The organism is Acinetobacter sp. V89_4 (assembly GCF_029967875.1).
Lineage (GTDB): Bacteria > Pseudomonadota > Gammaproteobacteria > Pseudomonadales > Moraxellaceae > Acinetobacter > Acinetobacter oleivorans.
In genome coordinates this window covers 802,971-817,132 of record NZ_JASCAI010000028.1, presented here as the reverse complement: position 1 = coordinate 817,132, position 14,162 = coordinate 802,971, and the positions used below count along the sequence as shown (strand labels likewise).

Here is a 14,162-nt window from a genome sequence, read left to right as displayed (position 1 = left end):
CTGTCAAAACAGCCCTTTTTATCTATTTAAGCTTATTTTTTAGGTGGTGCACTTGGTGTTGTAGTTGCAGACATTGCAGGGTTAGTCAAAACTTGCCATACATTCCAACGACCTTGTTTTTCAATTTCTTGAATTAAACGATCAGCAATTTCCGATTCATCTGGATATTTCACTTTATAATTTTTAAGTGTCTGAATCGCGTTTTTCTTTTGCTCCATTGCAATATAGTTATTTGCAGCAGCTAGATACGCTTCTTGAACATTACCTTTAATGGCTTTATCTAAGTAAGGAATAGCTTCACGTTGACCACCACCTTCAGATAAACCGAAACCAAACCAGAAGTTTGTTTCTGCATCATCTGGGCTAATTTTTAAAAGTCTTTGAGCATATTCTAAAGATCTAGTGGTATGAACAGTACCTAAATCAAGATTACGTGCAAGAACACTTGCTTTGAAAGCACGAAGCAAAATATCAAATGATGCATTTGGGTTTGCAGCAAGTGTATCAAGTTGTTGTGTTACTTCTTTAAGTTTACTTTCGAAGCCTTTACGCTCTTGACGATCAGTAAAGCGAGGTGGGTAGTGACGAGCTTTGCCTTCTACTAACTGTAAAAAGTCATCAATACTTGTAACATCAATTTCATTTTCACCAGCTAATACAGCGTATTTCATTGAACGCTGTGAATTATTTACAGTCGGAACAATCAGTTTGTTGACGTCGAGAGTAAGCTGTTTAGTTGGGTCATCTTGACGATTAACGACCATTTTGGTTACTGGCTGTGCAGCAGCGTCTTTTAAGGCAACTTCAAATGCTGGCGGTTGATCGTAGTTAAAAGGATTTAACGCATAAAAAGGAGGAGTAAGCTCTGGTTCCTTGAAAACAAAAGGCTCAATTTTTTGTTGTTTTACAGGTGCCATTGTACAAGCTGTTAAACTTGAAGTCGCAAGGATGATATATGCCAAAGGCTTAAAATTCATAGGATCTTCCGTTCATTTTAGTAAAGTCAGATTTGGTAGTGACAAGTCTAGAAAAAGCTAAACCGACATGCAAGGGTAAGCGTGTTACATTATGAATCAAGAATATTACGTTTTTGATATCTTGTTTTGTGCACCACATTCACGACGCACTTCTTCAAGAATTTTTAGCTCTTCATCACTAAAAGGTTGTTCATCTTGACTTTCTTTTTCGAAGCTAGGATCTAGCTCTGATAAACGCTGACATAAATTATTCATACGCGTTTCATTGTGCTGAATACGATCAAGTAAAACACGCATGCCTTCTAAAATAGGGTCTGACTGATCAGCAGTTGTCGCATATGGGGCAAAACCAATACTTTGTGCATAATCGCGGCGACGTTCTTCATCTTTATCTTTAGTTTTGTCGGTATCTTTATAGATATAGCGAGCAGGGTTTCCTACAGCAGTTACTCCGGCAGGAACAGCTTTGGTCACTACAGCATTTGAACCGACTTTGGCACCTTTACCTACAGTAAATGGACCCAAAATTTTCGCACCGGCACCAACAACAACACCGTCTTCTAAAGTTGGATGGCGTTTACCAGTTTTCCATGTGGTACCACCTAAGGTAACCCCATGATAAAGCGTAACATCATCACCAATTTCAGCAGTTTCACCAATCACAACACCCATGCCATGATCAATAAAAAAACGCTTACCGATTTTAGCGCCAGGATGAATTTCAATTCCAGTTGCAAAACGGCTAAATGAAGAAAGTAGGCGAGCTGCACCTTTACAGTCTTTTTGCCATAATTCATGCGCAACACGATGCATCATAATTGCATGAATACCTGGGTAAGTTGTGAGAACTTCAAGTGTATTGCGGGCAGCAGGATCTCGCGCAAATACAGCTTTTATATCTTCTTTAAGCTGCTTAAGCATTGGGTTGATCCTCCTTGTCAGATAATGCTTTTTTCCATTTACCACTTGTTAAAGCTTGTACGCGACTAAAAATACCGCGAAGTAAATGATATTCCATACGATCTAATTGTATACGACCAAATAAACGACGCAAGCGTAAAGGTAATAAACGTGGATTTTCTGGATCTAAAAATTCGATTTCGGTCAGCATTTTTTCTAGATGAGGATAAAACTCTTCCATTTGTTGCTGAGTCACCAAAGGTTCATCCCATTGCATGCTTTGGCCTTGCACTAATGGCATTTCATCTACATTCTGATCGACTTGCTCTTGCTCGAGAGCAGACATGCGAAGTTCGTAACATACAACTTGAATCGCTTGCGCAACATTCAACACGCCATAGTCCGGATTTACAGGAATGGTTAAATGATAATTTGCCAGTGCTAATTCTTCATTTGTTAAGCCACGGTCTTCACGGCCAAAAACAATAGCAATTTGTTGTCCTTGAGTGGTGGCCTTAATAGCTTCTTTAGCCGCAGGTCTCACATCAAGTAAAGGCCAAGGAATGGTGCGGCTACGTGCACTTGTTCCAAATACTAAATGACAGTCTTTAATCGCATCTTCTAAGGTATCTACAATCTCAAGATGTTCAAATAAATCTTGGGCACCTGCGGCAAGTGCTTGTATATCTGGATGAGGATATGTTTTTGGTGCTACGAGAACTAATTTAATTAGTCCCATTGTTTTCATGGCACGTAAAGCACTACCAATATTGGCAGGCAAAGTTGTATTTACCATGACAATACGCACTTGTGCTAATTGCTTTGACACGGTGGTGTGGTCAAACGAACTCATAAGATTTCCAGAAATTACGAATATTGAGAAACTTCGCTTTGGTATAAATCCAATGCATCATCCATAGAAATACCCGCAGGAGGAGGGGCAACAGCATGTGGACGAACAGGGTCTGCTGCTTTAGCTGCTTTCGACTTTACTTGATATTCAATATAAATATTATCTTTACCAAAATAATCTCTGAGTTTAGCAAGTAATTCATCTAGAGGAGCGACTTTCCATTGCGGACCAAACTGAAGTTCGGCTTGAGCATAGGGTTGATCAATCTGTAACTGTAGAGTGATATGTTGATGCATATCTACATTGCAAAATGGCAAGATCATGTTTTGCAGATCTTTCGCCAATGTTGGTTGCATGAACTCTTCTGTTAATTTGATTTGAATACTGTTAGCACGTTTTTGTCTTATTTCATTTAACGTGAAAGCCTTGGTTAAACGTCCCATTGGACGATCAAAGCCTTCTCGCTCATAGATTTCGCCTTCGAAAACGACAACACGTTCAACTTGCACAATATCTTTAAAACGTTGGAAGCGCTCATGGTTACAGCTGACTTCAATACGTGCCGTACCATCATCTAGTACAATAACCACACGGTTCGGGAAGTTTGCGACATCAATAACCAACCCTGCATAAACCGTCGTAACACCACGACGCGTCGCAGTAATTTCATTTAGTTTTACTGGAATAAAAGCTTTGAGTTCTTGTCGGTAAACATCAATGGGGTGACCGGTTAAATATAAACCAAGCGTGTCTTTTTCGCCTTTAAGACGAACTTCGTCACTCCATGGTTTTACTGGTTTAGCTGGCTTACGCTGAACTTCTTCAACCTCACCAAATAAATCCATAATTCCGCTTTCACGGTTACTGCGTGCTTGTTCAGCGGCTTGAACAGCCTCAGGCAATTGTGCCATTAAGCTTGCACGTTCAATTCCTAAGCAATCGAGTGCACCAGCGCGAATTAAAGCTTCAAGAGTACGCTTATTGATTTTCTTTAAATCAATACGATGGCAAAAATCGAATAGATCTGTATAAGGGCCAAATTGTCGACGAGAGTCAATAACTGACTGCATTGCTTGTTCGCCGACGCCCTTAATTGCACCTAAACCGTAAACAATCGTTTTATCGTTACTTGCATGGAAGTGATAAGTCGACATGTTGACTGATGGTGGTAAGACTTCAAGATTATTGTTTCGACAGTCATCAATCAAAAATACAACACTGTCCGTGTTTTGCATTTCCGATGTCATTACCGCTGCCATAAACTCAGCAGGATAGTGAGCTTTTAACCATGCAGTATGATAGGCAACTAGGGCATAAGCAGCCGCGTGAGATTTGTTAAAACCATAGCCTGCAAACTTTTCCATATAGTCAAAGATATGGTTTGCTGTACTTTCGTCAATCCCTTTTTCAGCAGCACCTTCTAAGAAGATTTGGCGCTGTTTGACCATTTCCTCAGGTTTCTTTTTACCCATTGCACGGCGTAGTAAGTCTGCGCCACCTAACGTATAACCTGCACAGATCTGTGCAGTCTGCATTACCTGTTCCTGATAAACCATAATCCCGTACGTTGGTTCTAATACACCTTCTAAAAGAGGGTGGAGATATTCAAAATCTCCACCATGCATACGGTGAATAAAGTCAGGAATCAGGTCCATTGGACCCGGACGATACAAGGATACGAACGCAATAATTTCTTCAAATTTGCTTGGACGTGCTTCTTTAAGCATCCGTTTCATGCCGACGGATTCAAACTGGAATACCGCTGTTGTATTTGCATCGGCAAAGACAGAATAGGCTTTAGCGTCGTCTAGAGGAACATGCAAGATATTGAGTTGATCATTACTGTCGCGGTTTTTATTAATATTTTGAATCGCGTCTTCAATAACGGTTAAGTTACGTAAACCCAAGAAGTCGAACTTGACCAGACCCGCTGCTTCTACATCGTCTTTATCATATTGAGCAACGCGGTTTGTTCCATCTGCATCACAAAGTACAGCCGAGAAATCGGTAATTTTACCTGGTGCAATGACTACACCTCCGGCATGTTTACCGGTATTTCGGGTTACACCTTCTAATTTTAATGCCATTTCCCAGATTTCGCTTGCATCGTCGTTATCTGGGTTAGATGGGTTGGTCACAATATCTTTAAGCTGGGGTTCCATATCAATAGCGGTAGCTAAATCCACACCGAGTGGTTTGGTAGGTACCATTTTTGAAATACGGTCAGCTAAACCGTAAGATTTACCCAATACACGTGCAACGTCACGGATTGCACCTTTTGCTGCCATGGTTCCGAAAGTTGCAATTTGTGAAACGGCTTCGCGACCATAAGTACGCGATACATAATCAATAACGCGGTCACGTCCAGCAATACAGAAATCGACGTCAAAGTCAGGCATCGATACACGTTCTGGGTTCAAGAAACGTTCGAAGAGCAGATCGTAACGAAGTGGGTCAAGGTCGGTAATTTTTAAGCTGTATGCGACTAATGAACCTGCACCTGAACCACGGCCTGGCCCAACTGGTACACCATTATTTTTTGCCCATTGAATGAAGTCCATGACGATGAGGAAGTAGCCGGGGAAACCCATCTTCAGGATAATACCGACTTCATAATCAATTCGTTCATCGTAAGGCTTACGAATCTCTGGCCAATCTTCACCACGTTTTTCAACAGGGTAAAGATAATTTAAGCGCTCTTCCAAACCTACTTTAGATAAATGTTCAAAATAAGTGTCGATGGTAAAACCATCTGGAATTGGATAGTCAGGTAAAAAGTAAGTGCCGAGTTGCAGTTTAACGTTACATCGTTTAGCAATATGATAGGTGTTCTCGATAGCACTAGGAATATCGGAAAACAATTCGATCATTTCATCTGAGGTTTTAAAGTGCTGCTCAGGACTATATATGCGTGGACGGCGATTATCTGCGAGTACATAACCATCAGCGATACAAACACGCGCTTCGTGCGCTTCGAAATCTTCTTTTTCTACAAAGTGCACATCATTATGTGCAACTACACCAACATTATATTGTGCAGCAAGTTTAGCTGCTTCTTGAATAAAGTCTTCTTCACCAGGACGATCGGTACGTGTTAAAGCAAGATAAACACGGTTACCAAACTTTTCGAGCCATGCTTCTAAAAGGGGAGCTGCTTTTTGCGGGTTAGATGAACAAAGCATCTGACCAACATCACTATGCTGGCCAAGTAAAACGATAATATCTTGATGCTGTTCAAGTACCCATTCTTTTTTTACACATGGAATACTGAGCTGTTGTCCTTCAATAAAACCGCGTGAAACGATTTCGGTAAGACTTTTCCACCCAACATCACTCATTGCAAGTAAAGTTGCACGGTGTTGAGCATCATCAAGGCGAATCGTACTACCTAAAAGAGGTTTAATGCCTTTTTTTAAACAAGCATTATAAAACTTTACCGCCGCATGGAGGTTAGAGAGGTCAGTTAATGCCAACGCAGGCATTTGGTCTTTAACCGCAGCATTGACCAAGTCAGGTATGCGAACTATCGACTCTGTAATCGAAAATTCTGTATAAATACCTAGATGAACAAACTGCATAAACCAATCCTTAATGCGACCGAAGCATAGTTTAACACGCAAAGTTAAAAGGAAATGGTTAATATTTTGGCAAACTGTTAAGGATTTTATTATTTAAGAAGAATGAGTTGAACATCTATTGTACAGTTTTAATATAAAAGACATTATTTTTATAAAATATGACCAGCTCAAACACCAAGGTTTGAGCTGGTTGAAAAACTTAGTACTGCCAGAACATACGTTGAATTTCTTTAGCGTCATTAGTCTTAGTAAGAGCTAGTGCAGCAAGAAGACGTGCTTTTTGTGGGTTTAAGTCATGAGCAGCTACCCAACCATATTTATCATCAGGTTGTTCAGCATTACGTAATACGAAACCTTGTGGTACACGTGATGAACGGATAATTTGAATACCGTTCTTGTCGTGAAGATTTTGTAAAGTTGGAACGATATAGTTCGCAACAGAACCGTTACCTGTACCTGCATGGATAATCGCTTTAGCACCAGCTTTTGCATATGCTTCATAAGCATCTGGAAGCATAGAGTCTGAACCGTAAACGATTTGTACCAGTGGAAGTGCATCACCTTTAATATTTTCGATATTAAATTCTGAAGCATTTGTAAAACGTTTTACAGATTGTCTGAACCAGTATGGCTTGCCTTCAACTAATGTACCTAAAGCGCCCCATTGGCTAACAAAAGCATTTGTATGAATGTTAATGCCTTTAGTGACATCACGCGCTGCAAAAATAGAGTCGTTCATAAGAACCATAACGCCTTTATTTTTTGCATCATCAGAAGCTGCTAAAGCAACTGCGCTATAAAGGTTAAGTGGTCCATCTGCTGAAAGAGCAGTTGAAGGACGCATTGAACCAACAATAACAATCGGTTTATCAGTGTGAACAACAAGATTTAAGAAAAATGCTGTTTCTTCTAAAGTGTCTGTACCGTGAGTAATCACGACACCATTAACAGATGGTTTTTTTACCAGCTCATTTACTTGACGAGCAATTTGTAATAATTCCTTGTCAGTAATACTTTCAGAAGCGACCTGTAATGCTTGAATACCAGTGACATTCGCCAAATCTTTGATTTGTGGAACAGCATTAATTAAGGCATCAACTGGAACTTTTGCAGCAGTGTAGGTTGCACTGTTTGCTGAGCTTGCGCCAGCACCTGCGATAGTACCGCCAGTGGCTACAACAACTACATTATTTTTTGCGTAAAGTGGGAGAGAGCAGGCCAATAAGCCCATCGCTAAACCTAAAGATTTAACAGTTTTAGTCAACATCGAAAATATCCTTATGAAGTGACGAAGTAGAAGTTTGCCGAATACGCCTGCTTTTCCTAAGCAAAATACATACCATGTAAAACATATTCGTAACTTGTTTGAATAAGAAGCATCCCTGAATAGCATTTGTTTCATCAACAATTGCTTAGTCATTGCCTTTATTTAGCGTTAATAAATATCATGAATAAAATAAAAAATCTATTAAGTTTTTCTAATTTATCTCTTTTTTTTGTTTTTAATATAAGTGATACAAATGATTTTCTCATTATTATAAAATTTAAAAATAATGGGGGGTATGCTTTTTCTTTACCATTTGGTATTTATATATCATTGATTTTATATAATATTGTTTGTAAGTAAAATTATATAATTTTATTGATAGATAAACTAAACAATAATTCCAATAGTTTAATATAATTAAGTGGTAGTTAAGTGAATTAAAAAATAATCAATTGATGTTTATTTCTAAGAATTTAAATTCTGTTTGGGTGAATTTTATTCTCTTTTTAAGGTTTGTTTTAAGAAAATTTAATAGGAATAAAAATATATTATTTGGTTCATTATTTAATATGGAAATACACATAAATTTTTATTGTTTAATTTTAGAATAAAAAGAAGAGCAATTTTATAAGGTCATATAAAATTGCTCTTAAGTTGGGAGAGTGGGAGAAAAGAGAAACTTAAGCGGGCGTTTGTTCTTGAGTTGATTTAATTAATACTGGCTCTGGTAGCTCTTCAGTATCTGCTACTTTTTCGCCTTCAAGCTTAGCAACAACAGCGGTAGCAATACTGTTACCTACTACGTTTGTTGCAGTACGACCCATATCAAGGAACTGATCAATACCAAGCAATAAGAGAATGCCAGCTTCAGGTAAATGGAACATGGTGAGTGTTGCTGAAATAACCACAATTGAAGCTCGTGATACACCTGCAATACCTTTACTTGTCACCATCAGAGTTAACAGAATTAAGATTTGTTGAGTGAAGCTAAGATCGATGTTGTAAGCTTGAGCAATAAACAGTACTGCAAACGTGGTGTACATCATTGAACCATCTAGGTTAAATGAATAACCCAACGGTAATACAAAGCTAGTCACTTTTTTAGGTACACCAAATTTATTGAGTGCATCCATTACTTTAGGGTAGGCAGACTCACTTGAAGCTGTAGCAAAAGCAAGAGTTACAGGTTCGCGAATTAATTTGCCTAAGCGGAAGATATCTTTTTTAAGTACGATTGCACCAACAGAGAACAAAATGATCCAAAGTAATAGAAGACCGAAATAGAACTCAGCGATTAAAATACCGTAGTCAACAATTAAGCCTAAACCTTGTACTGTAATTGCTGAAGCAATTGCAGCAAATACTGCAAATGGTGCAAACATCATGACGTAATCGGTGATACGGAACATGATCTTGCTAAGTTCTTCAGTCAAACGAACAATAACTGAATCTTTTTCGTTGCCTTGATTTACAAAAGCGAGTGCTGAACCAAAGAAAATAGCGAAAACAAGTACTTGTAAAATATCGTTATTTGCCATTGCTTCTGCAATGCTGCGTGGGAACACATGGCTTAAGAATGATTGCAGTGTAAAGCCAGTGGTCTCTGGGAGAGAAGCGCCACTAAGTTGTTGAGCTGTTGGTAGTGCTAAATCTAGAGCTGCGCCTGGTTGGAAAAAGTTTGCTAAACCCATGCCGATGGCAAGTGATACAAACGAAGCAGTAATAAACCAAGTCATTGACTTGAGTGTGATACTACCAATCGATGTAGATTTCCCCATTGATACAATGCCTGAAACAATTGTGGCAAATACCAATGGAGCAATAATCATTTTGATGAGGCGTAAAAAGATGTCTGTGCCGATGCTAAAATAAGAAGCGATTTGTTTGAGTTGGTCACCTTCATTAAAAAAGTGGTGACAAATCCAGCCTGTCAGTACGCCAAGTAAAATAGCAATAACAATATACTTGAGCAATTTCTTTTGCTTCATATGAACCTCTATCCATTTGATTCAATCATTCTTTGATGGGATTTGAATGATTGAAAGCTTTCCTTGTTAGTTCAGTCCGGTCGTTCTACCGATTTTATCTTCCTAGATATCTGAATCTGTTTTAACCGAATCGAATATGGTGATGTTGTTATGGGAAGGGATTGTTGCTCGATTTTGAAGCAGTGTGAAATGCAAAAAAATATTGATCCATGCATTTTTTGCATAATGAAGATTGCAGGAAATGTGAAATTACGCACAAATTTAAACGTATGGTAAAAAATATAGAAATGAATTGTTAAACAGAGTTTAAAGATTAAATAAATTAAAATTTTAATGAAAAATATTTAAATTCAAATAGTTATTTTAGTGAAAATAAAAGCGCGGAAGAGTTTGTAATTATTCTTTTTTTAAATTAGTTAAATAAAATTATCAAAAAAGGCATCTAATTTAAGATGCCTTTTTTGATATGCATTTTTTTAACGACGATTGGCTAAGAAACGACCTAAACGAGTGATTGCTTCTCGTAATTCATTTTCAGCCGGTAAGAAAACCACACGGAAATGATCTGGAGTTGGCCAATTAAAGCCCGTACCTTGGACCAATAACACTTTTTCTGCACGTAACAAATCAAGCATTAACTTTTCGTCATCTTCAATTGGATAGATGTTTGGATCAAGGCGAGGGAAACAGTACATTGCTCCCTCTGGTTTTACGCAGCTTACACCAGGAATTTCATTTAGCATTTCCCAAGCAATATTACGCTGTTCGTACAAACGGCCACCCGGACGAATCAGGTCATTAATTGATTGATAACCGCCTAAAGCAGTTTGAATCGCATATTGAGCTTGAACGTTTGCACATAGACGCATTGATGCCAACATATCTAAACCTTCGATATAGTCAGCAGCGCGGCTTTTATCTCCAGTAATTGCCATCCAGCCTGAACGGAAACCTGCAATGCGATAAGCTTTTGATAAACCATTAAAAGATACGCAAAGCTGGTCGCCAGCTAATGAAGCTACTGAAACATGTTCAATACCGTCATAAATAATTTTGTCGTAAATTTCATCAGCAAATAAAATTAGATCATATTTTTTTGCAAGCACTACAATCTGTTCAAGAATATGACGTGGATAGACTGAACCAGTAGGGTTGTTCGGGTTAATGATGACAATACCGCGAGTATTCGATGTAATCTTACTTTCAATGTCAGCAATATCTGGATACCAGCTATTTTCTTCATCACATTTATAATGAATTGCTGTACCACCTGAAAGATTAACAGCTGCTGTCCAAAGCGGATAATCTGGCATTGGAATCAACATTTCGTCGCCATCATCAAGCAGGCCTTGCATCGCCATAACAATAAGTTCAGACACGCCATTACCGATATACACGTCATTCACGTGCATATTTAGGATGCCTTTTTGTTGGTAATATTGGCAGATAGCTTTACGTGCTGGAAAGATACCTTTTGAGTCAACATAACCAATCGCATTTGGTAGGTTTAAAGCAACGTCATTAATAATTTCTTGTGGGGCTTCAAAACCAAATGGAGCAGGGTTGCCGATATTGAGCTTGATGATTTTATGTCCTTGCTCTTCCATTTCATTGGCGGCTCGTAATACTGGTCCGCGAATGTCATAACAAACATGCTCAAGCTTCGATGATTTCTTTATTTCTCGAGAAGTTGGCATGGATTGGAGGATAGCAGTATTTTTAGACATAACTGGATTCACTTTTGCATATCGGTATAAATAACTTTTAAATGTTTTAACTGTTACCAAATTCAGATCGTGTTGATCTTTTAGTAATTCAACAATTTTTTCATGGGTAAAGCCCGATTGCTGATACTGTTTGATAACTGGTAATAGTTGCTGGAAAAGCACACTTTTTTTCTGAGACATGTTTTGTCCTATACAACCGTGCCGAACAAGAATAGCACCATCTTTGCTTCCTTGGAAGAAAATAAAACATAAATTTGCTTACTTTTAATTTTGAATTTTGCTTACCTTTTGCTTTCTATTGCTTAGGTGATTAAATTCCAACAAATTTTACGTTCAGAGACTAGTGTTTTTGCGAGGAATGGCGTAAATATAAAACTCAATCATCAGAAATGTTTCATCAGAATAAAGGTGCATGTCATGGGAAAAGTCAATAAAACAGACCGGGAATGGCAAAGAGAGTTATCACCAGAAGAGTATCGGATCACACGACAAAAGGGCACTGAACCTGCATTTACGGGGCAATACTGGAATACTAAGCAACATGGCACCTATGTCTGCCGTTGCTGTGGTGCAGAATTGTTCTCATCAGATACTAAATATGACAGTGGTTGTGGTTGGCCTAGCTTTTTTAAACCGATTGAGCCCACTGCAATTGAAGAACATGACGATTTATCGCATGGTATGGTCAGAACAGAAATAGTTTGTCATGATTGCGAAGCCCATTTAGGGCATGTTTTTGAAGATGGACCACAGCCGACTGGTTTGCGCTATTGTGTAAACTCGGCATCATTACAACTTAAATCAGAAGAAAAAAATGATGAGGAAACCTATCCATGAGTAATATTTATCAGTTTGAAGCTGAACTGTTAGAGGGTGAAGTTAAGCAATTAGCTGATTACAAAGGTAAAGTTTTACTAATTGTAAATACTGCAAGTAAATGTGGTTTTACACCACAATTTGCTGGCCTTGAAAAGCTTTATGAGAAATATAAAGATCAAGGCTTGGAAGTTTTAGGGTTTCCCTGCAACCAGTTTGGTGGGCAAGATCCGGGTAGCAATAAAGAAATCGGTACGTTCTGCCAGCGCAACTATGGGGTTAAATTCCCGATGTTTGCGAAAGTAGATGTAAAAGGACCAGAAGCCCACGTGATTTTTAGATATTTGACACGTGAAGCTAAAGGCATTTTAGGGAGCAGCACGATTAAATGGAACTTTACTAAATTTTTGGTAGGGAAAGATGGCGCAGTGCTTAATCGCTATGCACCTACGACTAAACCAGAAGCATTAGAAGCTGATATTGAAAAAGCATTAGCAAGTTAATGAATTCAATGAACGCTATTCCTCAAGCTTTTGAGTTTTGGCAAGATGGGCGAATGCCTTATGTTGAAGCCAGAAGATCTTGTTTTAGTCGAACATGTTATAAGTCTCATAGTCATCCAACATTTTCTATTGGAGCTATAGATGAAGGGAATAGCGTTTTTCAAAGTTCATTTGGTACAGCACAAAAGATTTCTGCTGGTACGTTAGTCATTGTACCTGCCCACATAGAACATTCTTGTAACCCATTACCTGATCAGGCTTGGAGTTACCAGATGTTGCATCTGGATATATCTTGGCTTAAGCAATGGTTTACAGAGTTTCAAAAAGAGGGCTTTGATTTAAATTTACCCCAGCATAAACCTCTCATTCTTAAAGATGAGTCTTTATATCAGGCTTTTTCTGGTATGAATGAAACTTTATTTGATTCTGAAAAATTGATTTTTGAAAAAGAACAGTCGCTTATCTATTGCCTTACTCACTTGTTACTACCTCATTTTATATTAGAAGAAATACAGAAAACTCAATATTTGTATGAAGACTTTCTGGATTTAATTCATATTATTAAATCATCAGAACAGTTTATTTCTCTAGAAGAACTTGCACAGCAGGTGGGTCTTAGTCGATATGCAATCATTCGTTTATTTAAATCCAATGTTGGCTTAACACCTCATGCATTTCAAATTAATTTAAAAATTAACCAAGCTCGAGCTCAATTAAAACAAGGGATTTCGCTTGTGGAGTTGGCAGTAAATTTGGGCTTTAGTGATCAGAGCCATTTTCATAAAGCCTTCAAAGCGCATACTGGAATCACTCCTCGTCAGTTCCAACTCGCAGCCGCGCAATAATTTACAATAAATTATTTTTCTCTATTTTTAAGCTATTCCATACAGTTTTAAAGATGAAATCGTTATGGAAGTTTTTTTAGTTATCGCCTTTACTCACTTTTTAGCGCTGCTATCTCCGGGACCTGATTTTTTTCTTATTCTCACCAGTCTTTTGCAAAAGGGTTCGCGTTACACCTACGGCGTCATTGCAGGAATTACGTTTGGCAATGCCTTGATTTTGATGGCGTGTATGTTCGGATTTATGTTACTTGGAAATTTGAGTACGACCATTCTTTTAGTACTTAAGTGGCTTGGGGCGGTGTATTTGGTTTATTTGAGTTATCTTTGTTTTAAGGCTGCTCGTGCTGGCACCTTAACTTTTTCTACTCAAAAAAATGAGTTGATTGATCAAGAGTATCAATATCAAGATAAAGTTAAGAGCTTAATGTTAGGAATACAATCTAGTCTGCTTAATCCCAAAAATATTATGTTTTATAGTAGCTTGATGTTGCTTATTCAGCATGATTTTAGTTTGGTTCAAAAATTGCTGATGAGTACGTGGATGACTGGAGTTGTACTTGGTTGGAACTTACTGTTGGTTCGGCTATTGCTTCAAAACCGAGTTCTAGAACAGATTAAACGTTCAGCGATAGGCTTATATTATTGTTCTAGTCTGGCTTTTATATGTTTTGCAATCTTACTCATTGCTTATAGTTAATGTTGGTTGTA

At 38.1% G+C, this 14,162-nt stretch carries 11 protein-coding genes; 4 read left to right on the top strand and 7 right to left on the bottom strand.

Annotated elements, in window-relative coordinates; all coding sequences use genetic code 11:
• Positions 1–32: 32 nt before the first annotated feature.
• The 7 genes from QLG01_RS15485 to QLG01_RS15455 all read right to left on the bottom strand — a co-directional run bounded on the left by QLG01_RS15485 (position 33) and on the right by QLG01_RS15455 (position 11,470).
• The gene (locus tag QLG01_RS15485) at positions 33–977 is read right to left on the bottom strand and encodes a hypothetical protein (protein WP_282496875.1); all 945 of its coding nucleotides are present in this window, start codon (positions 975–977) and stop codon (positions 33–35) included.
• Positions 978–1,082: 105 nt separating this feature from the next.
• Positions 1,083–1,898 carry a serine O-acetyltransferase gene (gene cysE / locus QLG01_RS15480; RefSeq protein WP_013198155.1) on the bottom strand — a complete coding sequence of 272 codons (816 nt, stop codon included), beginning with the start codon at positions 1,896–1,898 and terminating at the stop codon, positions 1,083–1,085.
• Positions 1,891–2,730, bottom strand: a complete 840-nt coding sequence (locus tag QLG01_RS15475) for an RNA methyltransferase (RefSeq protein ID WP_013198154.1) — start codon at positions 2,728–2,730, stop codon at positions 1,891–1,893. The genes cysE and QLG01_RS15475 overlap by 8 nt, the downstream gene beginning before the upstream one ends.
• A 14-nt stretch (positions 2,731–2,744) precedes the next feature.
• Positions 2,745–6,308 carry a DNA polymerase III subunit alpha gene (gene dnaE, locus QLG01_RS15470; protein WP_282496874.1) on the bottom strand — a complete coding sequence of 1,188 codons (3,564 nt, stop codon included), beginning with the start codon at positions 6,306–6,308 and terminating at the stop codon, positions 2,745–2,747.
• 199 nt (positions 6,309–6,507) lie between these two features.
• Positions 6,508–7,575: a type II asparaginase gene (locus QLG01_RS15465; RefSeq protein WP_005304480.1), complete on the bottom strand. Its 1,068-nt coding sequence runs from the start codon at positions 7,573–7,575 to the stop codon at positions 6,508–6,510.
• A gap of 680 nt (positions 7,576–8,255) precedes the next feature.
• Positions 8,256–9,563, bottom strand: coding sequence for a dicarboxylate/amino acid:cation symporter (locus QLG01_RS15460; RefSeq protein ID WP_013198151.1), 1,308 nt, complete (start codon positions 9,561–9,563; stop codon positions 8,256–8,258).
• Positions 9,564–10,039: 476 nt separating this feature from the next.
• Positions 10,040–11,470 (bottom strand): pyridoxal phosphate-dependent aminotransferase, encoded by a 1,431-nt coding sequence (locus QLG01_RS15455; protein WP_282496873.1) that lies wholly within the window; start codon positions 11,468–11,470, stop codon positions 10,040–10,042.
• 237 nt (positions 11,471–11,707) lie between these two features.
• Between QLG01_RS15455 and msrB the strand changes: the two genes are divergently transcribed.
• The 4 genes from msrB (at position 11,708) to QLG01_RS15435 (ending at position 14,151) form a co-directional block, all read left to right on the top strand.
• The gene (msrB, locus tag QLG01_RS15450; protein ID WP_282496872.1) at positions 11,708–12,127 is read left to right on the top strand and encodes a peptide-methionine (R)-S-oxide reductase MsrB; all 420 of its coding nucleotides are present in this window, start codon (positions 11,708–11,710) and stop codon (positions 12,125–12,127) included.
• Positions 12,124–12,609: a glutathione peroxidase gene (locus QLG01_RS15445; protein ID WP_005304488.1), complete on the top strand. Its 486-nt coding sequence runs from the start codon at positions 12,124–12,126 to the stop codon at positions 12,607–12,609. The genes msrB and QLG01_RS15445 overlap by 4 nt, the downstream gene beginning before the upstream one ends.
• On the top strand, positions 12,609–13,454 hold the full coding sequence (locus tag QLG01_RS15440; RefSeq protein ID WP_192454189.1) for an AraC family transcriptional regulator: 846 nt from the start codon (positions 12,609–12,611) through the stop codon (positions 13,452–13,454). The genes QLG01_RS15445 and QLG01_RS15440 overlap by 1 nt, the downstream gene beginning before the upstream one ends.
• 64 nt (positions 13,455–13,518) lie before the next feature.
• Positions 13,519–14,151, top strand: a complete 633-nt coding sequence (locus tag QLG01_RS15435) for a LysE family translocator (RefSeq protein WP_282496871.1) — start codon at positions 13,519–13,521, stop codon at positions 14,149–14,151.
• Positions 14,152–14,162 lie beyond the last annotated feature (11 nt).

Excerpts from the sequence above, each read along its gene's own strand:
- QLG01_RS15485 (WP_282496875.1), bottom strand. The coding sequence starts at position 977 with ATGAATTTTAAGCCTTTGGCATATATCATCCTTGCGACTTCAAGTTTA.
- cysE (WP_013198155.1), bottom strand. The coding sequence starts at position 1,898 with ATGCTTAAGCAGCTTAAAGAAGATATAAAAGCTGTATTTGCGCGAGAT.
- QLG01_RS15475 (WP_013198154.1), bottom strand. The coding sequence starts at position 2,730 with ATGAGTTCGTTTGACCACACCACCGTGTCAAAGCAATTAGCACAAGTG.
- dnaE (WP_282496874.1), bottom strand. The coding sequence starts at position 6,308 with ATGCAGTTTGTTCATCTAGGTATTTATACAGAATTTTCGATTACAGAG.
- QLG01_RS15465 (WP_005304480.1), bottom strand. The coding sequence starts at position 7,575 with ATGTTGACTAAAACTGTTAAATCTTTAGGTTTAGCGATGGGCTTATTG.
- QLG01_RS15460 (WP_013198151.1), bottom strand. The coding sequence starts at position 9,563 with ATGAAGCAAAAGAAATTGCTCAAGTATATTGTTATTGCTATTTTACTT.
- QLG01_RS15455 (WP_282496873.1), bottom strand. The coding sequence starts at position 11,470 with ATGTCTCAGAAAAAAAGTGTGCTTTTCCAGCAACTATTACCAGTTATC.
- msrB (WP_282496872.1), top strand. The coding sequence starts at position 11,708 with ATGGGAAAAGTCAATAAAACAGACCGGGAATGGCAAAGAGAGTTATCA.
- QLG01_RS15445 (WP_005304488.1), top strand. The coding sequence starts at position 12,124 with ATGAGTAATATTTATCAGTTTGAAGCTGAACTGTTAGAGGGTGAAGTT.
- QLG01_RS15440 (WP_192454189.1), top strand. The coding sequence starts at position 12,609 with ATGAATTCAATGAACGCTATTCCTCAAGCTTTTGAGTTTTGGCAAGAT.
- QLG01_RS15435 (WP_282496871.1), top strand. The coding sequence starts at position 13,519 with ATGGAAGTTTTTTTAGTTATCGCCTTTACTCACTTTTTAGCGCTGCTA.